Source organism: Streptomyces sp. NBC_01485 (assembly GCF_036227125.1).
Taxonomy (GTDB): Bacteria; Actinomycetota; Actinomycetes; order Streptomycetales; family Streptomycetaceae; genus Streptomyces.
The window spans coordinates 8,581,315-8,605,544 of the sequence record NZ_CP109435.1 but is presented as its reverse complement, the minus strand read 5'-3'; the positions used below and the strand labels follow the sequence as shown (position 1 = coordinate 8,605,544).

Below are 24,230 nucleotides of genomic sequence, written 5' to 3'. Positions count from 1 at the left end.
GATGACGGCCGTACTCGAGGGCGACGTCGTCCTCGCCGCACTGGGGCAGTCGGGCTCGCGGATCGACTGCGCGGGCTTCAGCCGCCTCGACCTGGAAGGGCCGCAGGTGCTGTGGCTGGTCGCGGCGGGCGCGCTCGACCTGTTCGCGGTGGGCGCCGAACAGCAGGGCCACTGGCACCACTTGGGCCGTCTGGAGGCGGGCGCGCTGCTGCTGGGCCCGGTCTCGGGCCCCCAACACACCCTCGTCGCACGCCCGTTGCGCGACTGCGTGATGCACCGCATCGGCCTGCGCGAGCTGCACCAGCCGTCGAGCACCCAGACCTGGTCCTACGACGAGTACGGCAACCCCCAGTACGTGCCGCCGACTTCGAGCCCCCTTGAGTACGCGCTCGCCCTGGGCGTCGGCCGTGGTCTGTCCATCCTGTTCCAGGCGCCGATGGCCACCGAGCGGGCGGCGGAGGATGGGGGTGCCCCCGTGCGAGCGAATTCGAGCATGGGGGAGGACGACGACGTGTTCTGGATGCAGGTGCCGCCGGGCAGTGTGCAGTACGGCTCGCTGTACGGCGCGGAGGCGGCCGCCGACCTGCTGATGGACCCGGCGGTGTGGCAGAGCATGGTCGACCAGCAGTACCGGCTGCTGACCACGCTTGACCGCTGGATCGAGCAGCTCGAACGCACCCACGAGACGCGCACCGCCGCCGGGATCAAGGCCGGTGAGGCGGTCCGCGCCCAGGCCGACCGGACGCTGCTGGCGTCGATCGGCAAGAAGTCGGGGCAGCGCACGACGTCCGCCGACGCCGACGCCACCTTCGCCGCCTGCAAACTGGTCGCCCAGGCCGTCGGGATCACCCTCGCCGAACCCTCACAGATGGGCGCCGACAGCGACCGGCTGGACCCGGTCGAGCGGGTCGCCCTCGCCTCCCGGGTGCGCGCCCGGGCCGTCCGCCTCGACGGCCGCTGGTGGCGTGACGACGTGGGCCCGCTGGTCGGCCACCGGGCCCTGTCCGGGGCGCCGGTCGCCCTGCTGTGGCGGCGCGGCGGTTACGTCTGCGTACATCCCGGGACCGGGCGGGAGACACCGGTCGAGAAGGCCAACGCGGAGGAGTTCGAACCGCGGGCCGTCATGTTCTACCGCCCGCTGCCGGAACGGAGGTTGGGCCCGCTCGCCCTGCTGCGGTTCAGCATGCGGGGCACCGGCGGGGACCTGACGAACCTGCTGCTCAGCGGGCTGGTGACGGTGGTGATCGGGGCGCTGGTGCCGATCGCGACCGGCAAGGTGCTCGGCGAGTTCGTGCCGAAGGCCCAGCAGGGGCTGATCGGGCAGATGTGTCTGGCCGTGATGGTCGCCGGCGTGGTCGCGGCGGCGTTCATGCTGCTGCAGAACATGACCATCCTGCGCCTGGAGGGCCGGATAGAGGCGACGCTCCAACCGGCCGTCTGGGACCGGCTGTTGCGCCTGCCGACGAAGTTCTTCGCGGAGCGCTCCACAGGCGAGCTGGCGAGTGCCGCCATGGGCATCAGCGCGATCCGCCGGCTGCTCGCGGGACTCGGCCCGTCGGTCGCGCAGTCCGTCACCGTCGGCGCGATGAATCTGGGGCTGCTGCTCTGGTACAGCGTGCCGATGGCGCTGGCGGCGATCGGCATGCTGGTCGTCATCGCGTCGGTGTTCCTGGCGCTCGGACTGTGGCAGGTGCGCTGGCAGCGGCGGCTGGTCGTGCTCTCCAACAAGCTCAACAACCAGGCGTTCCAGACCCTGCGCGGGCTGCCGAAGCTGCGGGTGGCGGCGGCCGAGAACTACGCGTACGCGGCCTGGGCGGCGCAGTTCGCGCGCAGCCGTGAACTCCAGCAGCGCCTCGGCCGGATCAAGAACCTCAGCACGGTGCTGGGCTCGGTGTACCTGCCGCTGTGCTCGCTGCTGATGTTCATGCTGCTGGCCGGTCCGGCCCGGGGCGCGCTGTCGGCGGCGGACTTCCTCACCTTCAACACGTCGATGACGATGCTGCTCACCGCGGTCACCTCGCTGACCGGCGCGTTCGTGTCGGCGGTGGCCGCGCTGCCGCTGTTCGAGGAGATCCGGCCGGTGCTGGAGGCGACGCCCGAGGTCCGCACGGCGAACACCCGCCCGGGCCCGCTGACCGGCGCGCTCGAAGCCCGCCGCCTGTCCTTCCGCTACTCCGACGACGGCCCCCTCGTCCTCGACGACGTCTCCTTCGAGGTGCGGCCGGGCGAGTTCGTGGCGATCGTCGGCCCGAGCGGCTGCGGCAAGTCGACGCTCCTGAGGCTCCTCATCGGCTTCGACAAACCGGTCTCGGGCAGTGTGCTGTACGACGGCCAGGATCTGGCGGCCCTCGACCAGTCGGCCGTGCGCCGGCAGTGCGGGGTGGTGCTCCAGCACGCCCAGCCGTTCACCGGCTCCCTGCTGGACGTCATCTGCGGCACCGGGGCCTACACGCCCGAGGAGGCGATGGCGGCCGCCGAGCTGGCGGGGCTCGCGGAGGACATCAAGCGCATGCCGATGGGCCTGCACACGATCGTCTCGGGCAGCGGGTCGGTGTCGGGCGGGCAGCGCCAGCGGCTGATGATCGCCCAGGCGCTGATCCGAAGGCCGCGCATCCTGTTCTTCGACGAGGCGACCAGCGCCCTCGACAACGAGACGCAGCGCACGGTCATCGAGAGCACCCGCAAGCTCAACGCCACCCGGGTCGTCATCGCGCACCGCCTGTCGACGGTGATGGACGCGGACCGGGTCGTCGTGATGGAGAACGGCAAGGTGGCCCAGCAGGGGCCGCCCGCCCAGCTCCTCGCGGACACGGGCGGCCGGCTCCACGAGCTGGTGCGGCGGCAGTTGGCCTAGTCTCCGGAACCGGTTCCGGAGCCGTCCCCGGTACCGATGCCGGGGACGGGTGCGCCGGAGGGGAAACCGGCCTCGACGTAAGCCCGGTAGTACGTCTCCCAGTGCACGGTGTCCCCCGGCCCCGCGTCCTCGTGTTCTCCGGCCCTGGTGTCGAGGGCGGCCAGGCACACCTCCCAGCCGGCGGCGTTGCGGGCGGCCGTGTCGGTGGCCTCCAGGACGTCGGTCAGGGTGAAGCGGGTGCGGTCGTCGTCGACCGCTTCCAGGTCGAAGCGGAGTTCGTCGCCGCCCCACGCGAAGGACAGGTGGCGGAGCGCGTCCACGGCGAGCACCCGGCCGGTCGACTCGGGCATGTTCGGGTCACCGCTGAACCGGATCGTGCCACCGGGACGCAGCTCGATCTCGAGGCGGGACGGGAACCAGTGGACCAGTTCCGCCGGGTCGGTGACGAGTTGCCAGACCCGGTCGGCCGGATGGCCGTAGACGCGGGTGAAGCGGACGGCGGGGCGGCCGTCGTCCAGGGCGAGAAACGTGCCGGTCGGGTCGGTCGACATGGCGGATCAGGTCCTTTCACATACGAGGCAGGTTCGGATTCGGGCTCAGGGCTCAGCGCTCACGGCTCACGGCCGCTCGGGGAGGCCCGCCCACAGCCCCGGCACCGGGGCGGTGCACATCTGGGTGGCCGCGACCCGCAGGGCCGCCGCGAAGCGGCACGGATGCCTTCACGTCCCTGGAGTGGTTCCCCATGTCCTCTGTGACGCACCCCCAGGTTTACGCCCGGGTACTCGCGGTCCATGAGAATCAGCGTGCTGGACGTGGGGTCGAACACCGTGCGGCTGGTGGTGGCGGACGCGGCGGGCGGGGTCCCGTTACCGGTGCATACGGAGAAGTGGCGGCTGCGGCTGTCCGAGCAGGTCCGGCCCGGTGACCCCGTTCCGGACGAGGCCCTGGAACGGCTCGTCCGCGCGGTCGCCGCGGCCTCCCGGACCGCGGACCGGTGGGGTGCGCCGGGCCCGTCGGCGTTCGCGACCGCCGTGGTGCGCGCCGCCCCCAACCGGAGCGAGGTGCTGCGCACCGTCCGGGCGCGGACGGGCGTCGCGCTGTGCACCCTGCCGGGTGAAGTGGAGGCCGAGCTGACGTTCCTCGGCGCCCGCCGCTGGATGGGCTGGCGGTCGGGACCGCTCGCCCTGCTGGACATCGGGGGCGGTTCCTTCGAAGTGGCCTTCGGCCGGGGCCGGCTGCCGGACTTCGTGGCCTCACTGCCCCTCGGGGCGGGCCGCCTCACCCACGACTTCTTCGCGGACCACGACCCGCCGCCCCCGGAGCTCGTCCGCGCGGCGCGGCGCAGGATCCGCCACCAGCTCAGGGACGTGGCCGCCCGGATCCGCTGGGAGGGCCCGCGTACGGCGGTGGCCACCTCCCGCACCTTCCAGCAGCTCGGCCGGCTGTGCGGGGCGCCGCCCGGACGGCACGGCCCCTTCATGGACCGCACCCTGCGCCGCCGTGACCTGCGCGAGGCCGTCGACACCCTGGCGGCGCTGCCCGCCGCCGAACGCGCCCGGCTGCCCGGCATCTCCGCGCCGCGCGCCGGGCAGAGCCTGGCCGGCGCGGTGATCGGGCACACGGCGATGAAGCTGACCGGGCTGGACACGGTCACCGTCTGCCCTTGGGCGATCCGCGAGGGCATCATGCTGCGCCGCCTCGAGGACGGCCCGTCCTGGTGGGCGGAGGTCGCCCGGCTCTCCGACGAGGACGCGTCTGCGGGGCCGCTCCCCCTGCGCCTCGCGCAACGCTGACCGGCAGCGTCGGCTTCCTCCAACGCGGTGTGCCCGGAGGCCGGCCGGGGGCCCCACTCCGCCCGTCCGGCCTCCGGGTGCGGGATCGCGCAGGTCCCGTGTCAGAGGCTCGCTCTCCCCACTTCACGAGCCTCTGTCGGTGTCCACGGGGGCCACGCGATCCCGGTCTCAGAACGCGAAGAGGCTGCTCGCGGCAGCGTTCCTCACGCACTCGTTGGCGAAGGCGCGCTCGAAGGAGACGCGCTTGCCCCGCCATACGCCGTCGACGGTGACGACCACCGGGTCGTACTGCTTGGTGCACGTGGCGCCACCCGGGCCCGCCAGGGCCTCGAAGTCACCGTCGGTGGCGCGCAGTTCGGCGCAGGCGAGGGCGGCGGCGGGGTGGGTGCCGGAGGGGGTCGGCGCGCAGTTCAGGGTGACGGCCCTGGCCACGTCGACGGTCGCGGCGCGGTCTCCGTGGCCCAACGTCAGCACGAGTGCCGACGGGGCGTAGAGGGACGTGGGCGCTGCGGCCGGGGCGGCGAGCGCGGACCCGGTGAGGGTTCCGCAGACGGTGGCGGCCGTGAGGCCGAGGGTCGCTGCCCAGCGCGCGGTGTTCCGCATTGTGTGCATCCTTCCGCTCGATAAGGGGGGTGCCGGTCCGACTCGGTCGGTGCCGAACGCGGCGAGCGCGAGTCTGCCGAGTCCGCCGCCGGATTTCACATCGACCCCACAGGTTTCAGTAACCTTTCGTATTCAAGCAGTGGCGTGAAGTAACAGAATTCGAACGTTTCAACGCCGAAAGCAAGCGCTTCTTGATCCCTTCGACCCGTTCGATGACCGGTTTTCATAGCTTCCTTAATAGGCCTGAAACATTCCGCTCCCGCCCTCACCCCGCCTTCACCCGCCCCTCGCCCGTTCCCTGTTCCGCTCTCGGCGGACTCCTCCGGGACCCCTTGTGTTCACGCACCTGCGGAGTAATGGTGATTACATGATTACGACCGAGCAGAGAGAGAAGCTGAGGGGCTGGTTCGCGGGCCGGCTGCCCGACGACCTCTTCGAGGAGCTGACCGAGGTGACCCTCGATCGCGAGGAGATCACCGTGATCGGCCGCGTCCCCGCGCCCCGGCTGGCCGAGAACGCCCCGGCCGCCGAGCGGGAGGCGGCCGTCACCGCCCGGATCCAGGAGTTCCGGGAGCGCACCCGCGAGACCCGGATGGCCGTGGCCCGCGACGCCGAGCACGAGTTCCGGCGGAAGGTGTCGTGGGGTGTGGTGTGCGACGGGGAGCGCGCCCTGTTCACCCACGTGGCCGCGCCGGTCATGACCCGGCTGCGGCAGCCCGAGCGCCAGGTCCTCGACACGCTGATCGCCGCGGGCGTGGCCCGCAGCCGCAGCGACGCGCTCGCCTGGTGCGTCCGCCTGGTCCAGCGCCACACCGACGACTGGCTCACCGAGCTGCGGGACTCCCTGGAACACGTACAGCGCGTGAGGGCCCAGGGACCGGACGCGGACCCGGACACGGAGGAGGCGGCGGACACGTCCGCTCACGACGCAGAGGAGGAATGACTCGCCCTCCGGCCCCACACCTGCCCGCCGGTATGGTCGCCCTGCCACGCACGCTCGACCACGGGACGACGAGAGGCGGCACGGACGGATGGCCAAGCACCGGGCGGACTTCCCGTACGAGATCCACCTCACCGGGATTACATCCCGTCGTCGGCGTCCAGCACGCCGATAGAGCAGGGGCCGAGGCGATGGACGACGCCGGACAGCCCTGACGGGGGCTGCCGACGGGTGCCGCGCGGGCGGCCACACCGGGCAGCCCCTCGCGAGGGGCTGTGCTCAGGCCGTCCCGCCCTGCAGGCCGACCGGCTGGGCCGACGGGGGTGCGTCCGTGCCGGTGACCGCGAGGGAGCCGGGGGTGGCGTTGGCGACGTCGGTCAGCCAGCGCTGGGCCGGGGAATGGTCGCGGACCTTGACGACGACGTCGGCGCCCGCCTGCTCGCCGGCCGGCGCGAGGGCGAGCGTGTCGTCCCAGCGGGGCAGCAACTCGCCCTGGACGGTGAGGTCGTAGCGGACGTCGTCGCCCCGCGCGTCGTCGGCGTCCACGCACGTGCCGAGGATGACCACGCCGGCGTCCGCGTGGGAGTCCACGCACAGACCGGGCTGGGCCACGCTGCGCACCTCCCCGTCGTTGCCGTACGACCACTGCTGCGTGCTCTCGGACGAGCAGTCCGCGAGTTCGACGGAGGCGCCCGCCCTGACCTCGCCCCGGACGTCCAGGCACAGGTCGGCGGCGGCGTTGCGCAGCCTGGTCTGCTGGGGCGTGCTGGGCAGTCGGGCGGTGCCCGGGGCCGTGGGCGAGGCGGTGACCGCCTGCGAGTCGGTGCCGGGGACGCTGCCGCTGCTGGAGGCGGCCGGGTTGGCGCCGTCGTCGGACCACATGCCGGCCGCGAGCAGCGTGGTCAGCAGGCCCGCGGAGGCCAGGCCGACGCCGGTGAACAGCGCGCGCGGCGACCGCATCGCCCCGGACTCCCGTCGCCGGGGCGAGGGGATGCGCGAGAGCAGGTTGCCGCGCCTCCCGCGCGTGCCGCCACCGCCGCGGTGCCGGGCGGAGCCCTTGAGACGTACGGTCTGCTGACCGGTGCGGCCGGGGCGGGTGTCGTGGTAGCGGCGGGCGCCCCAGCCGAGCACCGCCTCGGCGAGGAGTACGCCGAGGCCGCTCTCGAAGTGGCCAAGCTGTTCGGCGGCGGAGCGGCAGTAACGGCAGGCGTCCAGGTGCTGGCGCACGTCCGGCAGCAGGTCGCCGCCGCGGCGGATGGGGCCGTCGAGGAGCCGGTTGTAGAAACCGCAGTCCTTGTTCGGCGCGAGGTCCCGGTGGGCGCGGACGACGCCCTCGCGGAGCTTGTCCCGGGACTGTTCGAGGGCGGCGGACACGTCGTCGACGTGCATGTCGAGCAGCCCTGCGACGACGCCGATCTGCTCGGCCTCCACCTCCACGTGCCACAGGATGCAGCGGGCGACGGCGGGCAGGCCCTGGAACGAGCGTTCCGCCAGCACCCGGTTCTCCGGCGTCATGGACTTCGCGGCCCGCATCCCCCGGGCCCCGGCGGGCTTGCGCAGCACCGGCAGGACGCCGGACAGCTCCTCGTCGCAGGACCACAGATGGGCCATGTCCCGCACGGTCACCAGGAGCCGGGGCCGCAGCGCGGTGCCCGCCTCGCCCAGCTTGAGCCGGTCGAGGACCTGGTGGAAGGCGGCCGCGGTGAGCATGGAGGCGACGCTTCCGGAGGAGGCGAGGCAGATGACCGCGTACTCGTGCACCGGCCGCCAGTGCCGGGCGATCAGCAGCGCGGTGGACTGGGCGACCTCGGTGTCCGCGCCGCCACGTATCCCGGCGGCGAGGGACTCGTCGGATTCTGCGGGGCCCCCTCCCGGCGGAGGGTAGGACGGAAGAGGAGGCTGAGCGCTGGGCACTGGGCGAGTTCCTTTGGTACGTACCTGTCCGGTGCGGCAGGGAGCGCGAATTCGCCTCCGCCGACGAACGCGGGGGACCCGGCCATGACCCCCACACAAGTAGTTCACCATTGCACAACTTAGTCGCGCGCAACAAGGCGGTGGCCGAAGCGGCCCGTTGTTGAAGGAAAGTCGAAATACGCCCTTGCGCCCCGTGTGAAACACGCGCACGCAGCGGGGTGCCGCGCACGCTCCCGCCGCACCGGCCCGCGTAGTTGGCTGGAACCGGCCACCTCCTCGGAGGCCCCGCGCAGGACGGCGGCACTCCTGCGCGAAACGGCCGCCGGCCGTGTTCCTCCCGCCCTCGGCCGGCGGCCCCGAACACTTCCCCCCACACCCGCCCGCAACCGCCTGTGTCCGGCTATATCTGCCAGGACCGCAGCCGGTCCGCCGCGCCGTAGACGTCGGTCTTGCCGTCGATCAGGTCCCGGGCGAGGTCGACGAGCGCGCCGTACGGCGGATCCATGCCGACGCCGCTGGTGTACATGTACGACACCGCCGTCGCGCAGGCGAAGCGGGCGTTGGCCGAGGGCAGGGGCTTGAGCAGGGTGAGCGTGTGCAGCAGCGCGGCGGCCCGCCAGGCGGGGTCGGAGTCCACGCCGAGCTTGGGCGGGTCGACCCGGTGCCGGGCGACGGCGGCGACCAGCGCCGAGAAGTCGTTGATGGTGGGCTGCTCGGGCAGCACCTCTTCGTGGCGCTGGAGCAGCCAGGGCACGTCGATGTGGATGACGGCTGTCATCGGTCAGGCGACCCGCCCCTCGCCCTGGACGGAACGTTCGTCGTCGGGGAAGGCGGCGGCGAACTCGTCGGCGTGGGACGCGAAGAACCTGCGGAAGGCCGCCGCGCCTTCCTGGAGCGCCCGGTGCCGCGCGATGTCGGCCGCGGCCGCCTCCCGCACGAGTGCCTTCATCGACGTACCGCGTTCCTTGGCGATCTGTCGCAGGTCCTCCAGCTCGCGATCGCTGAATTCCACATTGAGGGCTGGCATGCCCTTCACGGTACCGCGCGGGTACTTACTCGTAAATATCCCCAGGTCACCCTGATGACCGCGCGGTACCGGAGGGTGTCCGCCCGTGCACGTTCCCGACCGGACCGGACCCGACCGGGCCTATCCCTGATCCGCCACGAAGGACGCCATCCGGGCCAGGGCCGCGTTCCAGTTGATCGCGGTCTCGTTCGTCGACCAGGACTGGATGTCGTCGATGTAGCAGAACTGGCCCACGCAGCCCTGGAGCTTGCCCTGCGCGTAGGGGTCCTGGATGCTCGAGTTCGCGCCGCCCGCGAGGGTCCCGTCGGGCGGGCCCGGGAGGCTCGGGTCGAGCTCGCGCGCGTACCAACGGCTGTGCTGATTATGTGAGTTGACCTCGCCGTAGCCGGTGACGTACGAGAGGTTGAGCGCGTTGCGGCCGAGAACGTAGTCCATGCTCTGGACGGCCGCGTCACGGTACTTCGAGGCCCCCGTGAGGTCGTAGGCGGTGGCGATGACCACGGCGTTGTTGAGGACCTGGTGGCTGGAGCCCCAGTCGTAGCGGTTGCCGTCGGGGGCGTAGGGCATGCCGTACGGCTGGGCGGCCAGCGTGGCGAGGTACTTGTCGGCGCCCCGCACCACCGACCCGCGCACCTTGTCACGGCCGGGGAGCTTGTTCGGGACGGTCGCGAGGTCGAGGCGGCCCGCGGCGGCCGTGCGGGACCAGTCGAAGCCGTTGGGCACGAACAGGTCGGCCGTGTGCGCCGGGGAGTTGAGGACGTGGTCGGCGAACTGCTTCTCCCCCGTGGTGAGATACAGCTCGGCCGCCGCCCAGTAGAACTCGTCGGTCGCGTCGTCGTCGTTGTAGGCGCCGCCGCCGTTGCCGTCGTTCGGGTCGGCGTACACGGCCGGATGCGCGAGGGCCGCCGCCCAGGCCCTGCGCGCGGCCGTCAGCGCCTTCGCCGCGAACGCCTTGTCGTAGGGCCGGTACAGGCGGGCGGCCTGGGCGGCCGTCGCGGCCAGGTTGAGGGTCGCGGTGGTGGTCGGCGGGTGCAGTTCGCGCTGCTGCGGGTCGTCGCCCGGCAGCAGCGGCAGGCCCGTCCACTGCGCGTCGTGGATCTTGTGGTGGGCCATGCCGGCGAGCGGCTGCCCGTCCGGCACCTGCATCTTCAGCAGGAAGTCGAGCTCCCAGCGGGCCTCGTCGAGGACGTCCGGCACCTTGTTGCCGCTCTCGGGGAGGGCGAGCGTGCCGTCGCCGAGCACGGTCGGGTCGCCGGTGCGGGCGTGGAGGGAGCGCTCGTAGGTGCTCAGCAGCTCCCAGGTGGCGATGCCGCCGTTGACGACGTACTTGCCGTGGTCGCCGGCGTCGTACCAGCCACCGGTGACGTCGAGGGTGTAGTCGCACACCCCGGGCCGGCAGGGGACGGCGGAGTCACCCCGGTTGGGGGCCACGCCGACATGTCCGGCCGCCCTGGCGTAGCCGGGGCGCAGGTCGTCGCGGATCGCGATGCCGCTGCGCTGCGTGTAGTAGTACTTCACCGCGTCCAGGCGCAACCGGTCGTAGGCGGCGGTGCCTATGTCGAAGGGGCGGCTGGTCTCGCCGTCGGCGACCAGCGTGAAGCCGGTGCCGCGCTTGCGGTACGCGCCGAAGTCGATGGAGTGGACGTGCTGCCCGGAGGAGACGTCGAGGCCGCGCGGCACGCTCCAGCCGTGCGCGACCGTCGCCCCGGCACCGTTCTTCAACTGCCAGGGCAGCTTCGCGGTGGCGTCGGTGACCAGCGTGGCGTTCTTCGGCCCGGCGGGCAGATAGGCGACCTGGTTGACGCGCACACGCGGCCCGGTGTCCGGCTCGTACACCTCCGGCGGCACCCCGCCCAGCAGCGACACGTCGTCCAGGCAGAACCGCCACGGCTCGGCACTCCCGCCGACCTGGAAGGCGACCTGCCCCTGAGTACTGTCGACCGGCGAGGTGAACGTGTAGGAGTACGACTCCCCAGCCTCCCCCGGCCCGCCCGCCTCACCCGACCCGCCCAGCACCGGGCTCGCCTCGTACCAGGTGTCGTACGGGGACACCCCGAGGCCCACGACCGCCCGCACCACATGCCCCTCGGGCACCGAGGAGGCGCTGAACGAGAACCGGTACGACGACCCCTTCACCAGGGTGATCGCGTTCTGGCCGACGGCGGAGTCCCAGCGGTTGACGGTGCCGCCCGGTACGTCCGCGCACAGCCGGCCGTCGGCGAGACCGGCGGTGACGTTGCTGGTCCACCACGGGTCGGCGGTCGCGTCGAAGCCGCCGTTCCTGACCTGCTCGACCTCGTCGGCGCCGGCCTGCTGCACGGGCAGCGCGGTGAGCGCTGCGCCCAGCAGGGCCGCGAGTGACAACAGGGCGGTTCTGCGTCGTTTCACGTCCGGGCTCCTCGGGGAGGTGCGGGACGCTTCCCACGAGGTGCGTATGGGAGCGCTCCCAGGGAGGGGTCGCAGGACATGCTTGTTGGAGTCATGACACCCCGTCAACGGTATGGACGAGATGCGGTCGAGTTCCGGAGGAGACGGGGGCGAGACGGCGTCGGGGCCGTTGTCAGTCAGTGGCAGAGCCACGACCACCGGAACCCGCCTACGAGTATCAATGTCAGTGGTGGGTTCTAGTGTGGGTCGTCCCTGGACTCTCAGGATCCCGCGGCAACACAGGAGGCATGTATGACGACCCTGCCCGACCGGCACCGCACCGCCCTGCTCGTCATCGACGTCCAGAAGGGCGTGGTGGCGGGCGCGCCCCGGCGCGACGAGGTGATCGCGAACATCGACACCCTGATCGACGCGGCCCGCGCGCAGGACGTGCCGGTGATCTGGGTGCAGCACTCCGACAACGACCTGGAACGCGGCAGCGAGAACTGGGAGTACGTCGCGGAGCTGGTCCGCCTCGACTCCGAGCCCCTCGTCCACAAGACCTACCAGGACTCCTTCGAGAACACCGAGTTGGAGACGGTGCTCGCCGAGCGCGGGGTGGGCCGGGTCCTCGTCACGGGGGCGCAGACCGACGCGTGCATCCGCTCGACACTGCACGGCGCCTTGGTGCGGGGGTACGACGTGACGCTGGTCGCCGACGCGCACACCACGGAGGACCTCACCGCGTACGGCGCTCCCGCTCCCGAGCAGGTGATAGCCCACACCAACCTGTACTGGTCCGGGCAGAGCGCACCCGGCCGCAGCGCGGGCACGGTGGACACGGCGAAGGTGACGTTCGAGGCGGCCGACGCGGGCTGAGGCACGGCCGGGAAGAGGCAGGCACTGCCGGGAGGCGGTGCTCGGGCGGTCGGTACCGACCGCCCGAGCACCACATGACCCACAGCCTCCACACCGCTCAGCCGGTCAGCCGGTCAGCCGGTCAGCCGGTCAGGATTCCAACCTGGTGATGCGGAACGCCCCTTGGGCCGTGCCGGGTGCGCCGCTGGTCAGCTTCAGCCGCAGCTTGGAGCCGCGGACGGGGTCGAAGGTGAGGGCCGTCGGCGTGTCCGAGGCGGTGGCCCAGGCGACGGCCGCCCCGGTGACCGGCAGGTACCGCTCGCCGTCCCAGACCTCGGCCTCGACGGACGCGGGCAGGCTGTGCGTGGCGTCGACCGTGAAGGACACCTCCGCCCGGTCGAAGTCCCGGGTGCGCCCGTAGTCCACCGACACCCAGTCCCCCGGCCGGGCTCCGCCGAAGGCGGGCAGCAGGGCGGTGGCCGCCTTGGCGAAGGCGTTGGACCAGCCGGTGGCCGGGTCGCCGTCCAGCAGGGCGGCGGGCAGGGTGTCCGGGCGGCCGGAGTAACTGGCGTCCGCGCACGGGTAGTTCACGGGCGCCGGGGGCTCGGGGGCGAAAACGGCGGCCGGGGTGGTCGCCGCCGAGCGGGCGTGCGTGGTGCGCACGGTCGCCGTGCCCTCGCGCAGGCCGTCCACGCGCGCGGTCACCTTGAGAACGCCCGCCTCGGTGCCGGAGCGCACGATGGCGAGGGCCTTGCCGTGGAAGGCGGTGCGCGTACTGGCCTGGTAGCGCTCGGCGCTCTCCTCGCGCCCGTTGTCGAGGCCGGCAAGGGTGCCGCCGGTCACCTCGAAGGAGATGAGGTGCTCGGCGTCGGGCACGACGGTGCCGCGCGCGTCGACCACGTCGGCGGTGACGAAGACCAGTGAACGCCCGTCCGCCGCAAGGGACTTGCGGTCCACGGTGAGACGTACGGCGTGCGCGGGACCGGCCGTGCGCAGGATGTCGGTGGCGACCGTCCGGCCGCCCCGGCGGGCCACCGCCTTCAACTCACCCGGCGCGTACGGCACCTTCCACGTCAGGTGCAGTTTGCCCGCGCTGCCATTGGGGCTGGTGTAACTGCCGGGGTAGGGGCCGGTGGTGAAGGTCTTGTCGTCGCCGGTGGCCTCGGTGGTCTCCAGGTAGACGCGGCCGTCGACGGTCTTCTTCGTGTCGAACCTCCGCACGCCCAGGGACTTTCCGTTGAGGTACAGCTCCACCGTGTCGACGTTGGCGTACGCCCACACCTCGACCGTGTCGCCCGCCTGGTGGTTCCAGGTCGTCGGCAGCAGATGGACCATCGGCTCGTCGACCCACTGGCTGCGGAAGAGGTGGTACATGTCCTTCGGGAAACCGGCCGTGTCGACGGCGCCGAAGAAGGACGCCTTCACCGGGAAGACGTTGTACGGCGTGGGCTCGCCGATGTAGTCGATGCCGGACCACAGGAACTGCCCGGCGAACCACTTCCGGTCGCGGTCCTTCTTGTGCCCGTACTCGCCGCTCATCGTCCAGGAGGACAGGTTGTTGTCGTAGGACGAGGTGGACCGCCTGCCCGGCGTGTGGTTCTCGCCCGTGTTGAGGTGCTCGGGCTCCTGGTACGTGCCGCGGGTCGAGGTCTCCGACGACGACTCGGACTCGAAGAGGAACAGGTGCGGGTAGGTCGCGTGCAGGACGTCCACCGACTTGGCGGTGTTGTAGTTCAGGCCGAGGCCGTCCAGCTTGGCGAGCATCAGGTCGGCGGCGGAGCCCTTGGCGGGCGGGTTGCGGTACTTGTCCGAGCCGATGATGAGCGGCCGGGTGTCGTCCACCGCCCTGATCGCGGTGATGATGCGGTCCGCCATGGCGAGGCCGGCGGTGGCGGTGGAGTCGGTGATCTCGTTGCCGATGGACCACAGCAGGACGGCGGGCGAGTTGCGGGCCGCGAGCACCATCTCGGTGGCGTCCTTCTCGCACCACTCGTCGAAGAACCGCCCGTAGTCGTACCGGCTCTTGCCGGTCTTCCAGCAGTCGAAGGCCTCCACCAGCATCACGATGCCCAGCTCCTCGCAGACCCCGATCATCTCCGGGGACGGCGGGTTGTGGGAGGTGCGGAAGGCGTTGACGCCCATCGACTTCATGATCGTCATCTGTCGGCGGATCGCGTCGACGCTCACCGCCGCCCCGAGGGCGCCCAGGTCGTGGTGGAGGTCGACGCCCTTGATCTTGGCGTGGACGCCGTTGAGGTGAAAGCCCTCGTCGGGGTCGAAGCGGAAGGTGCGGATGCCGAACGGCGTGCGGAAGGCGTCGGTGACCCGGCCCCCGACGCGCAGTTCGGTCTCCAGGGTGTAGCGGTGCGGGGCCGTGAAGTCCCAGCGCTGCGGATCGGCCACGGTGAGCTCGTGGGTCTCCGTGGCCCGGTCGGCGACGGCGACCGTGGAGGACGTACGGGCGACCGTGCGGCCGTTCGGGGCGAGGATCCGCGAGACGACCTCGACGTCCGCGCCCGCGCCGGACGCGTTCAGCACGGTGGACGCGACCCGGACGACGGCCCGTTCGTCGGTGATCTCGGGAGTGGTGACGTACGTGCCCCAGCGGGCCACGTGCACCGGGTCGGTGACGACCAGGCGGGCCTCGCGGTAGATGCCGCTGCCGGAGTACCAGCGGCTGCTGGGCAGCCGGTTCTGCACCTTCACCGCGATGACGTTCTCGGTGGTCCCGTCGGTGTGCAGCAGGTCGGTGAGGTCGAAGGCGAAGCCGGTGTAGCCGTAGGGGTGGCGGCCGACCTCGGTGCCGTTGCAGTAGACGTACGAGTCCATGTAGACGCCGTCGAACTCGACCGAGATCCGCCGGCCGGCGTGCGCGGGCGGCAGGGTGAAGGCGAGGCGGTACCAGCCCAGGCCGCCGGGGAAGAAGCCGGTGCCGCTGGTCGTGCCGTGCTGCGTGGTGGGGGTCTGCTCGATGCTCCAGTCGTGCGGGACCGCGACCTCGCGCCAGGCCGAGTCGTCGTAGCCGGGGGCGGCGGCGTCCGCGTACTGCCCGGTCGGGTCGGTGAGGCCGCCCGGGTTGACCAGCGCGAAGCGCCAGCCGTCGCGCAGCGCGACCGTACGGCGGCCGGTGGCGCTCGCGGCGGCGCTGGCCGCGTGCGCGGCCGGGATGCCGAGGAGCGCTCCGGCGGCCGGTGCGGCCGCGGAGGCGAGAAGGATCGATCTGCGAGTGACCGTCATGGTCGGCTCTCCCTCATCAGGAACCAGAAGTACTCACAACTGATCGTTAACAAACAGAATCTGATGACGGGCCACACGTGCCCGTCAAGGGCCCGGACGGGGTCCTCCCCCGGCCCTCCCGCCCCACGGGCTCTCCGCACCCGGTGTACGACTTAGGCCGGTTCCACCTCTTGACCCCGGCGCGACAACGCTGTCTTTCCGGGCCATGGGGGTTCCCGTCCGCGCGCGAGCCGGACGCATTAGGCTGGCACGGAAGCGACGCGTCCGTTCACTGTGAGTGCCCGCGATGGAGTGCCGAGATGAGCCCGGAGTACCCGTTCGACGAGGCCGCGACAGCCCGGGCCGTGGTCGACGACACCGGCACGCTCGTCGGGTGGAACGAGGGCGCCCGGACCCTCCTCGGCTGGTCCCCGGCCGACGTCGTGGGCCGGCCCGCCACCGACCTGCTCGCTGACGCAACGCCCCTGTTCACCGGCCCCCGCTGGCACGGAACGGTCACTTTGCGCCACCGCGACGGCCGTCCGGTACGGCTGTGGCTGCTCGCGCACCGTGCTCCGTCCCGGAACGGAAGCCCGGGGCACTGGCTCGTCGTAGCCCCGCTGACCGACGGATGCCCCGGCTCCCCCGACGCCGCTCTCGCCACGGCGGCGCTGATCCAGTCGCCCTGTGCGGTGGCGGTCTACGACGAACGCCTGCGGCTGCGCCGTGTCAACGAGGCGATGGGTGACGTGATCGGCCTGCCCGAGGAGCGGATCCGGGGGCTGCGGCTCCCCGAGATCGGCGGCGGGCCGCAGAGCGCGGAACTGGAACAGCACATGCTGCGCGTGCTCACCACCGGCCGGCCGCAGGACGTGCAGATGTACGCGCAGACCGGCGGCGAGGCCCGGGCGCACGCCTGGCTGGCCAGGATGGCTCCGGTCACCGACGCCGCCGGCCGGGTGCGGGGCGTGTGCCTGGCCGCGCACGACATCACCGACAACTACCTCGCCCGCGAGCGGCTCCAACTCGTCAACGAGGCGAGTGTGCGCATCGGCACCACCCTCGACGTCGGCCGCACCGCCCAGGAGCTGGCGGAGGTCTGTGTGCCCGCGCTCGCCGACTTCGTCAGCGTCGACCTGCTCGACCCGCAGGACGGCGGGGATCCCCCGAGCCGGTTCGCCCCGCCGCTGAGCCTGCGGCGCGCCGCGCACCACTCGGTCAACCCGGGCAACCCGGAGGCGGTGGCCAAGCCCGGGGAGGCGCAGAACTACCCGGCCGGGTCGCCGCAGGCCGACTCGCTGGTCGCGGGGCGCACCATCGTCGGCTCGGTGGACGGGGGCGGGCTGGACGCGTGGCTCACCTGGGACCCGGCACGCGGCGCGCGGGTGCGGGAGATCGGCATCCACTCCACGATGTCCGTGCCGATCCGGGCGCGGGGCGTGACGCTCGGCGTCGCCGTCCTCACCCGGTTCCGCCGTCCCGAGCCGTTCGCCCCGGACGACGTGCTGCTGGCCGAGGAGATCACCGCCCGGGCCGCCGTCTGCATCGACAACGCCCGCCGGTTCTCCCGCGAGCGCGATACGGCCCTCGCCCTGCAGCGCAGCCTGCTCCCGCGCACCCTGCCGCGCACCGCCGCCGTCGACGCCGCCTCCCGCTATCTGCCGGCCGCCCGCGCCGGGGTGGGCGGCGACTGGTTCGACGTGATCCCGCTGTCCGGGATGCGGGTCGCCATGGTCGTGGGGGACGTGGTCGGGCACGGCGTCCAGGCCTCGGCCACCATGGGCCGGCTGCGCACCGCCGTGCGCACCCTCGCCGACATCGACCTCGCCCCGGACGAGCTGCTCACCCACCTCGACGACCTGGTCGTCCGGCTGTCCGAGGAGGCCGGCGGCGAGGGCAACCCGGGCGAGGTCGGGGCGACCTGCCTGTACGCGGTGTACGACCCCGTGTCACGGCGCTGCACCCTGGCGCGGGCCGGGCATCCCCAGCCCGTGCTGCTGCGGCCGGGCGGCGCGCCCCGCCGGGTGGAGCTGCCCGCCGGTCCGCCGCTGGGCGTGGGCGGGCTGCCGTTCGAGTCGGCCGAGCTGGAGCTCGCCGAGGGCAGTGTGCTCGCCTTCTACACCGACGGCCTGATGGAGTCCCGCGAGCGGGACGCGGACGCCGGTCACCGGCTGCTGAACCGGGCTCTGGCGGCGCACGCGGACTCCCTGGACGAGGCCTGCGACCAGATCCTGCACGCCCTGCTGCCGCCCGGCGGCGCCGCCGACGACGTTGCCCTGCTGCTGGCGCGCACCCGGGGCCTGTCCGCCGCCCAGGTCGCGACCTGGCACATCCCCGCCGATCCGTCGCTGGTGGCGCCGATCCGCAGGCAGGTGGTGCGGCAGCTCTCCGACTGGGAGCTGAGCGACGCGTCGTTCACGACCGAGCTGGTGGTGAGCGAGCTGGTCACCAACGCCATCCGGTACGGCTCCGACCCGATCCGGCTGCGGCTGATCCATGACGCGGCGACGCTGATCTGCGAGGTGTCCGACAACAGCCACACCGCCCCGCACCTGCGCCGGGCGAAGACCTGGGACGAGGGCGGCCGCGGCCTGCTCCTGGTCGCCCAGCTCACCCAGCGCTGGGGCAGCCGGCACACCCCCGACGGCAAGACGATCTGGGCGGAGCTGAACCTGTTCGACGAGGAGTGAGCCGGCCCTGCGGGGCCGCTTGGCGGGGGCTTCACCCACGCGTGTTTACATGAACGGATCCCGGGCCAGTCGCATGGACGGACACCCGGACCAGTTCATCGGGCGGGCGCCACCTCCCCTCGCTCGCCCTCCCCCCGCTCCCGGAGATCCCCCCTGAACGCCCCGCTCGCCGAAACGCTGTCCGTCGTCCTGCTCGTCGCCGCTCTCACCTGGGCCGTGCTGCGTCCCGCCGGGCGGTCGGAGGCGGTCGTGGCCGTGCCGGCCGCGGCCGTGGCGGTCGTCCTCGGGGCGCTCTCGCCGGAGCACGCGCTGGCGGAGGCCGAGCGGCTCGGGCCGGTCGTCGGCTTCCTCGCGGCGGTGCTGGTGCTGGCCCACCTGTGCGACGTCGAGGGACTGTTCACGGCGTGCGGGGCGTGGATGGCGCGCCGTGCCGCGGGCCGCCCCCGGCGGCTGCTGGTCGCGGTGTTCGTGCTGGCCTCGGTGGTGACGGCCGTGCTCAGTCTGGACGCGACGGTGGTGCTGCTGACGCCGGTGGTGTTCGCCACCGCCGCCCGGATGGGGGTGCGCTCCAAACCGCATGTCTACGCGTGCGCGCACCTGTCGAACACGGCCTCGCTGCTGCTGCCGGTCTCCAACCTCACCAACCTGCTGGCGTTCACCGCGAGCGGGCTGAGCTTCAGCCGGTTCGCCGCGCTGATGGCGCTGCCCTGGGTGGTCGCGGTGGGCGCCGAGTACCTGGTGTTCCGGCGCTTCTTCGCCGACGACCTGCCGGCCGCCGAACCCACCCCCGACGACGGCCCGGCTCCCGAGTTTCCGCTGTTCGCGCTGGTCACCGTCGCCTGCACGCTCGCCGGGTTCGTGGTGGCCTCCGCGGTCGGCGTCGAACCGGCGTGGGCCGCGTGCGCGGGCGCGCTGGTCATGGCCGGGCGGTCGCTGGTGCGGCGGCGGGTGACGCCGGTGGCCGTGGTGCGGGCCGCCGCGCCGGGGTTCCTGGCGTTCGTGCTGGCGCTCGGGATCGTCGTGCGCGCGGTGGTCGACAACGGGCTCGCCGGCGCGCTGCGCCACGCCCTGCCCGACGGCTCGGGCCTCCTCGCGCTGCTGGCCGTCGCCGCGCTGGCCGCCGTCCTGGCGAACCTGATCAACAACCTGCCCGCGGTGCTGGTCCTGGTGCCGCTCGCCGCCCCGGCCGGGACCGGGGCGGTGCTCGCGGTGCTGCTCGGCGTGAACATCGGCCCGAACCTGACGTACGCCGGATCGCTGGCGACGCTGCTGTGGCGGCGCGTGGTGCAGGCGCGCGAGGAGCGGGTCGAGGTCGGGGAGTTCACCCGCCTCGGCCTGCTCTCGGTGCCGGCCGCGCTGGTCCCGGCCGTCGTGGCGCTGTGGGTCTCGCTCCAGGTGATCGGCGTCTGACCGCTTCGGTCAGGGCTGCCCGGCGGCGTAGCCGGGAGCGTAACCCCCGTACGTGCCGCCGTACCCGTAACCGCCGTAGCCGCCGGGCGGCGGGCTCGGCTGGCTGCCCGGCGAGCAGTAGTACCCGTAGTAGTACGCGCAGGACGTGCTGTTCGGGCCCGGCGAGGGGAACGCCGGCGGCTTGGCCGTCGGGGTCGCGGACGGCTTCGGCGCGGACGCGGACGCCGAGGGCTTGGCGGCCTTGGGCGCGGCGGCCGGGGCGGGTTTGTCGGAGGGGGTGCTGTCTGCGCCCCAGTTGACGAACTGCATCTGCGCGTCGGGCTTCGAGGTGTCGATCACCCAGCGCTGCGCGGCGCTGTCCACCCGGTTCTTCAGGACGAGGGCGCCCGACCCGTCGGTGGCGGCGGGCGCCAGCGCGAGGTTCTGGTCCGAGCGCGGGACGAGCGTGCCCTGCAGCGTGAAGTCGTACCGGACGTTCTTGGGGTCGGGCTGGGAGGCGCCCGCGCAGGGGGCCAGCCGGACCGAGAAGCCGAGGCCGGAGTCGAGGCACAGATCGGCGTTGGCGGCACTGCGCAGCAGCCCGTCCGGTGCGTACGACCACTGCTGGCCGATCACGGCGGAGCAGGCGGCGAGTTCGGTCTCGGCGCCGCTGACGGGCTTGGTGCCGACGACCGCGATGCAGAGCCCGGAGGCGGCGTTGTGCAGCCGGCCGCGCAGGATGCCCTGGGCATCCTCGCCGGCGCCGATCACGGACGAGTCGGAGGTCGCCGTGTCCGTCCCGGGCAGCGGGCTCTTCGCCGACTCGTTGTTCACGGCCGGGCCTCCGCCCCCGGAGCCGATGGCGGCCCACACCACGAGCGGCAGGACCACCAGCCCGCTCACGGTCAGGACGGCGGCGGTGAGGTTACGGCGGCGGGCGGCACGGCGGGCCGCCTTCTGGACCGAACGGCGCGATCCCGGACGGGAGTCGGCGCCCGGCCCGGAGCCGGGGCGGGAGGGCGCGTCGGCCCGCGCCCCGATCCGGGAGAACGCGCCGGCCCGCAGTCCGGCGAGCGGGTTGCGGCCGGTTCCGCCGGCGCCGGGCGGCTCGGTGGCGGGGTGCCCGTCGGTGAAGGCCTCGCCCGTATAGGCCGGAAGCTGCTCCGTGGCCGGGTCGGCGCCGTCGTCGCCGGCCACCCTGACCTCCACGTAGGCCGCGGCGGCCCAGCCGAGGATGCCCTCGGCCAGGGCGGCGCCGAGGAGTCCCTCGAACTGCCGCAGTTGGTCGGCGGTGTGGGAGCAGTGCCGGCACTGCTCCAGGTGGCGGCGCAGATCGGGGTCGAGGTCGACGCCGCCGCGGCGGCAGGTGACGTCCAGCAGCCGGTGGTAGCGGTGGCACTCGTCGTCGGTGGCGAGTTCGCGGTGCACCTGGAGGCACTCCTCGCGCAGCCGCTCACCGGCCCGGCGCAGTTCGACGCGGGCGCCCTCCTCGTCCAGGCCCAGCAGACCGGCCGGGATGGCCAGCGGCTCGGCCTCGACCTCGGTGTGCCACAGCAGGCAGCGGGCGGACTCGGGCAGCCGCTGGAACCCCCGGGACAGCATGCGCCGGTGCGCGGGCGGCAGCAGCAGGGCGCCCGCCCGCTCGGCGTCCGCGCCCTCGGGGCGCAGTGCGGGATGCAGCAGGTCACGGCGGCCGTCGGTGTCCCACTCGGCGGCGACGCGGCGCACGGTGACCAGCAGGTGGGGGCGCCACGCGGCCGTCGGCCCGTTCTGCCTCAGGGTCTCGCCGAACAGCCGGGTGAAGGCAGCCGTGGTGAGCATGCCGGCGGCGCGCTCACCGTCGGTGCACAGCCGTGCGTAGGCGAACGCGGCCTCCCAGTGCCGGTCCAGCAGCTCGCCGACGGGGTGCAGCGCGGGGGACGCACCCGTCCACTTCTTCAGCTCCGAGCTCAGCTGTTCGTCCGTCGCGTCGAAGCGGCGCGCCGAAGGGGAATTCGACAGGCCTGCGTCATTCACGGTCTGCATTCCTTCCGAGGACGTGCGGCATAAAGTACATACCATCTGGTATGTGACCCCGCCCACGAAGCGGGGTCAACCAGCACAGGGTTCGGCACCTCTGACATCTTCGGGAGGTGTCTCGTGCGCACGAAGGGAACATTTTGTCCGTGCGCCGACAAGCACACCTTCGCACAGCCGGACCAGGAGGAACAAGGGATCTCACGGTTTCGTGCTTTGTGTACGGGCCCGAATAGTTTTTGACGAAACGTCAATCCGGGATCGCCTTCTGGGGTGGTCACGGTATGGGTGTCCTTTTTGACGACCCCTTGCGCCGCCCTTTCAAGGTGACTTTCGGGACGGTGAATACCGCCCGCATTCCGCCTCGCCCGTGCCCGTACACGCCCCTTGAGGGTGCCTCAGTGACCGGCGACCGGGTGGGGAGCGCAGGGGCGCGCCAGTTCCGCCAACTCCTTGTCGGTCAGCTCCAGTTCGGTCGCCGCCACCGCGTCCTCGATGTGGTGGGGCTTCGCGGCTCCGATGATCGGGGCGGTCACCGTGGGCTGGTGCAGCAGCCAGGCGAGGGCCACCTGCGCGCGGGGGACGCCCCGGTCGGCCGCGATGCGGGTGACGGCCTCGATGACGGCGCGGTCACCCTCCTGATAGAGGGAGTTGCCGAACTCGTCCGTGGAGCTGCGGCCGGTCTCGGTGCCCCAGTCGCGGGTGAGGCGGCCGCGGGCCAGCAGGCTCCACGGCAGGACGCCGACACCCTGGTCCGCGCACAGGGGCAGCATCTCGCGCTCCTCCTCGCGGTAGAGGAGGTTGTATTGACATCCTCCGCCTCCTTCAGAGGGGGATTCCAACCCGGTTGGGTTGAGGTTCACGGACGCTCGGCCGCTGTGTGGGCGGTGTCGTCCCTCCGGCACCGGCTGACCGCCGGGGGCGGGGGATCCCGTCCGCGGCGCAGACGACGACGTAGAGGAAGGGCGGCTGTTCGTCCTGTTCGGTCACCGGGGAACCCTGCTCAACCGGGTGTCCCTGGGACGGCGGGGACGGGGGTCAGCCCGCTGTTTCGGACACCTTGATGGCGCCTACGGGACAGGCCCGCGCGGCCTCCCGGATCATCGGGTCGCCGCCGCCGTCCTCCCGGCCGGGCAGGAGGGCGCTGAAGCCGTCGTCGTCCTGGGTGAAGACACTCGGGGCGGCCAGGGCGCACTGGCCGGCGCCGATGCAGACGTGGGTGTCGATGTCGATGCGCATGGCGGAGCCTCTTACCAGGTCACGGGGAGGTCCAGCATCCCCTGGATCGTGTCGCCGGGCTTGAAACGGACCTCGTCGGCCGGAATGGCGAGGCGCAGGCCCGGGAGCCGTTCGAGGAGCGAGCCGAGGGCGATCTCCAGCTCGGCGCGGGCCAGGTTCTGGCCGAGGCACTGGTGGATGCCGAAGCCGAACGCCACGTGGTGGCGGGCGGAGCGGTGCCAGTCGAGGCTGTCCGGAGCCGGGTAGGCGGTCTCGTCGCGGTTGATGACCGAGGTCGCGAAGACGACGCCCTCCCCGGCCCGGATCGTCGTCCCGGCCACCTCGATGTCCTCGGTGGCCTGCCGCAGCAGCCCGTCCGCGATGGACAGCATCCGCATCAGTTCCTCGACGGCCGCCGGCAGCAGCGACGGGTCGGCGCGCAGTTCGGCCAGCCGCTCGGGGTGCTGGAGCAGGGTGTAGGTGCCGAGGGAGATCATGTTGGCGGTCGTCTCGTGGCCGGCGACCAGCAGGATCACGGCCAGGGCGATCGCCTCCTCCCGGTCCACCGTGCCCTCGCGCACCTGGACGTCGGCCAGGGCGTCGAGGACGCCGTCGCCGGCCGGATCCGCCAGCTTACGGTCGATCAACTCGCCGAGATAGACGCCGAGTTGGTCGCGCGCGTCGCGTACGTCCTCCGCCAGGCGGCTGCGCAGCAGCCGTCGCGACTGCTCCTCGAAGAACTCGTGGTCGGCGTACGGGACGCCGAGCAGTTCGCAGATCACCGTGGACGGCACGGGCAGCGCGAAGGCGTTCACGAGCTCCGCGGGCGGTCCCTGCGCGAGCATCGCGTCGATCCGCTCGTCGACGATCCGCTGGATGGCCGGGCGCATGGCGGTGGCGCGTTTGAGGGTGAAGTTCGCGACCAGCAGGCGGCGCTGGGCGTGGTGTTCGGGGTCGTCGACGTTGACCAGCGCGGCCCGGCGGTCCAGCAGGGCCTTGAAGCGGGGCGCGGTCGCCGGGTAGCCGAGGCGGGTGCGGTCGGTCGACAGGCGGGGGTCGGAGAGCAGCGAGCGGGCCACGTCGTGCCCGGTGACCAGCCAGGCGGTGCGGCCGTCGTAGAGGGTGGCGCGGGCCAGCGGACGGGAGTCGCGCGCGGGGTCGTAGGCGGTGGGCGGCTGGTAGGGGCAGGTGCGGTCCTGCGGGAAGGCGACGGAGGCCGAGCCGTGCGCGGCGTCCGTCCCGCCCGCCGGCTCCGCCGTCTCTGCCCCTGCCTCTGCCACTGTCATCTCTGCCGTGCCGGTTGTGTCAGTCATGGGTGACCTCACAGACGAGGAGTGCGTCGTGC

At 72.6% G+C, this 24,230-nt stretch carries 16 protein-coding genes and 1 pseudogene; 6 read left to right on the top strand and 11 right to left on the bottom strand.

What is annotated here, in order from left to right; translation table 11 throughout:
* Position 1: 1 nt before the first annotated feature.
* Positions 2–2,854 (top strand): NHLP bacteriocin export ABC transporter permease/ATPase subunit, encoded by a 2,853-nt coding sequence (locus OG352_RS37660; protein ID WP_329223122.1) that lies wholly within the window; start codon positions 2–4, stop codon positions 2,852–2,854.
* On the opposite strand, the gene OG352_RS37655 is transcribed toward OG352_RS37660, so the two are convergent.
* Complete coding sequence (locus OG352_RS37655; RefSeq protein ID WP_329223120.1) at positions 2,851–3,405, bottom strand: SRPBCC family protein; 555 nt, start codon at positions 3,403–3,405, stop codon at positions 2,851–2,853. The genes OG352_RS37660 and OG352_RS37655 overlap by 4 nt on opposite strands.
* 240 nt (positions 3,406–3,645) lie before the next feature.
* Here OG352_RS37655 and OG352_RS37650 point away from each other — a divergent pair, with 240 nt between their 5' ends.
* Positions 3,646–4,647 (top strand): Ppx/GppA phosphatase family protein, encoded by a 1,002-nt coding sequence (locus tag OG352_RS37650; RefSeq protein ID WP_329223118.1) that lies wholly within the window; start codon positions 3,646–3,648, stop codon positions 4,645–4,647.
* 168 nt (positions 4,648–4,815) lie between these two features.
* Here OG352_RS37650 and OG352_RS37645 read toward each other — a convergent pair whose 3' ends face one another.
* Positions 4,816–5,250, bottom strand: coding sequence for a subtilase-type protease inhibitor (locus OG352_RS37645; protein WP_329223116.1), 435 nt, complete (start codon positions 5,248–5,250; stop codon positions 4,816–4,818).
* Positions 5,251–5,617: 367 nt separating this feature from the next.
* On the opposite strand from OG352_RS37645, the gene OG352_RS37640 reads away from it, so the two are divergent.
* Positions 5,618–6,193, top strand: a complete 576-nt coding sequence (locus OG352_RS37640; RefSeq protein WP_329223115.1) for a hypothetical protein — start codon at positions 5,618–5,620, stop codon at positions 6,191–6,193.
* Positions 6,194–6,469: 276 nt separating this feature from the next.
* On the opposite strand, the gene OG352_RS37635 is transcribed toward OG352_RS37640, so the two are convergent.
* From OG352_RS37635 to OG352_RS37620, 4 genes are all read right to left on the bottom strand, one after another.
* Positions 6,470–8,104 carry an RICIN domain-containing protein gene (locus tag OG352_RS37635; protein ID WP_329223114.1) on the bottom strand — a complete coding sequence of 545 codons (1,635 nt, stop codon included), beginning with the start codon at positions 8,102–8,104 and terminating at the stop codon, positions 6,470–6,472.
* Between the two features lie 400 nt (positions 8,105–8,504).
* Positions 8,505–8,882 carry a toxin Doc gene (locus OG352_RS37630; RefSeq protein ID WP_329223113.1) on the bottom strand — a complete coding sequence of 126 codons (378 nt, stop codon included), beginning with the start codon at positions 8,880–8,882 and terminating at the stop codon, positions 8,505–8,507.
* A gap of 3 nt (positions 8,883–8,885) precedes the next feature.
* On the bottom strand, positions 8,886–9,131 hold the full coding sequence (locus OG352_RS37625; RefSeq protein ID WP_329223111.1) for a hypothetical protein: 246 nt from the start codon (positions 9,129–9,131) through the stop codon (positions 8,886–8,888).
* Positions 9,132–9,251: 120 nt separating this feature from the next.
* Complete coding sequence (locus tag OG352_RS37620) at positions 9,252–11,519, bottom strand: glycoside hydrolase family 9 protein (RefSeq protein ID WP_329223110.1); 2,268 nt, start codon at positions 11,517–11,519, stop codon at positions 9,252–9,254.
* 291 nt (positions 11,520–11,810) lie between these two features.
* On the opposite strand from OG352_RS37620, the gene OG352_RS37615 reads away from it, so the two are divergent.
* The gene (locus OG352_RS37615; protein WP_329223109.1) at positions 11,811–12,377 is read left to right on the top strand and encodes a cysteine hydrolase family protein; all 567 of its coding nucleotides are present in this window, start codon (positions 11,811–11,813) and stop codon (positions 12,375–12,377) included.
* A 129-nt stretch (positions 12,378–12,506) separates the two neighbouring features.
* On the opposite strand, the gene OG352_RS37610 is transcribed toward OG352_RS37615, so the two are convergent.
* Positions 12,507–15,593: a glycoside hydrolase family 2 TIM barrel-domain containing protein gene (locus OG352_RS37610; RefSeq protein WP_329223108.1), complete on the bottom strand. Its 3,087-nt coding sequence runs from the start codon at positions 15,591–15,593 to the stop codon at positions 12,507–12,509.
* A 299-nt stretch (positions 15,594–15,892) separates the two neighbouring features.
* Between OG352_RS37610 and OG352_RS37605 the strand changes: the two genes are divergently transcribed.
* Both OG352_RS37605 and OG352_RS37600 read left to right on the top strand, forming a co-directional pair.
* A complete protein-coding gene (locus tag OG352_RS37605) occupies positions 15,893–18,262 on the top strand; it encodes a SpoIIE family protein phosphatase (RefSeq protein WP_329223107.1) in 2,370 nt (789 codons plus the stop codon).
* 153 nt (positions 18,263–18,415) lie between these two features.
* On the top strand, positions 18,416–19,672 hold the full coding sequence (locus OG352_RS37600; protein WP_329224124.1) for an SLC13 family permease: 1,257 nt from the start codon (positions 18,416–18,418) through the stop codon (positions 19,670–19,672).
* 9 nt (positions 19,673–19,681) lie between these two features.
* On the opposite strand, the gene OG352_RS37595 is transcribed toward OG352_RS37600, so the two are convergent.
* The 4 genes and pseudogenes from OG352_RS37595 to OG352_RS37580 form a co-directional block, all read right to left on the bottom strand.
* Positions 19,682–21,676: an RICIN domain-containing protein gene (locus OG352_RS37595; protein ID WP_329223106.1), complete on the bottom strand. Its 1,995-nt coding sequence runs from the start codon at positions 21,674–21,676 to the stop codon at positions 19,682–19,684.
* 389 nt (positions 21,677–22,065) lie between these two features.
* A pseudogene (locus OG352_RS37590) lies at positions 22,066–22,473 on the bottom strand (aldo/keto reductase); the annotation flags it as partial.
* A 232-nt stretch (positions 22,474–22,705) separates the two neighbouring features.
* Positions 22,706–22,906, bottom strand: coding sequence for a ferredoxin (locus OG352_RS37585; RefSeq protein ID WP_329223105.1), 201 nt, complete (start codon positions 22,904–22,906; stop codon positions 22,706–22,708).
* Positions 22,907–22,917: 11 nt separating this feature from the next.
* Positions 22,918–24,198: a cytochrome P450 gene (locus OG352_RS37580; protein ID WP_329223104.1), complete on the bottom strand. Its 1,281-nt coding sequence runs from the start codon at positions 24,196–24,198 to the stop codon at positions 22,918–22,920.
* Between the last annotated feature and the right edge of the window lie 32 nt (positions 24,199–24,230).

Coding starts and splice junctions, on each gene's coding strand:
- OG352_RS37580 (WP_329223104.1), bottom strand. CDS start 24,198: ATGACTGACACAACCGGCACGGCAGAGATGACAGTGGCAGAGGCAGGG.
- OG352_RS37585 (WP_329223105.1), bottom strand. CDS start 22,906: ATGCGCATCGACATCGACACCCACGTCTGCATCGGCGCCGGCCAGTGC.
- OG352_RS37655 (WP_329223120.1), bottom strand. CDS start 3,405: ATGTCGACCGACCCGACCGGCACGTTTCTCGCCCTGGACGACGGCCGC.
- OG352_RS37645 (WP_329223116.1), bottom strand. CDS start 5,250: ATGCGGAACACCGCGCGCTGGGCAGCGACCCTCGGCCTCACGGCCGCC.
- OG352_RS37640 (WP_329223115.1), top strand. CDS start 5,618: ATGATTACGACCGAGCAGAGAGAGAAGCTGAGGGGCTGGTTCGCGGGC.
- OG352_RS37595 (WP_329223106.1), bottom strand. CDS start 21,676: ATGCAGACCGTGAATGACGCAGGCCTGTCGAATTCCCCTTCGGCGCGC.
- OG352_RS37625 (WP_329223111.1), bottom strand. CDS start 9,131: ATGCCAGCCCTCAATGTGGAATTCAGCGATCGCGAGCTGGAGGACCTG.
- OG352_RS37605 (WP_329223107.1), top strand. CDS start 15,893: ATGAGCCCGGAGTACCCGTTCGACGAGGCCGCGACAGCCCGGGCCGTG.
- OG352_RS37650 (WP_329223118.1), top strand. CDS start 3,646: ATGAGAATCAGCGTGCTGGACGTGGGGTCGAACACCGTGCGGCTGGTG.
- OG352_RS37615 (WP_329223109.1), top strand. CDS start 11,811: ATGACGACCCTGCCCGACCGGCACCGCACCGCCCTGCTCGTCATCGAC.
- OG352_RS37610 (WP_329223108.1), bottom strand. CDS start 15,593: ATGACGGTCACTCGCAGATCGATCCTTCTCGCCTCCGCGGCCGCACCG.
- OG352_RS37660 (WP_329223122.1), top strand. CDS start 2: ATGACGGCCGTACTCGAGGGCGACGTCGTCCTCGCCGCACTGGGGCAG.
- OG352_RS37630 (WP_329223113.1), bottom strand. CDS start 8,882: ATGACAGCCGTCATCCACATCGACGTGCCCTGGCTGCTCCAGCGCCAC.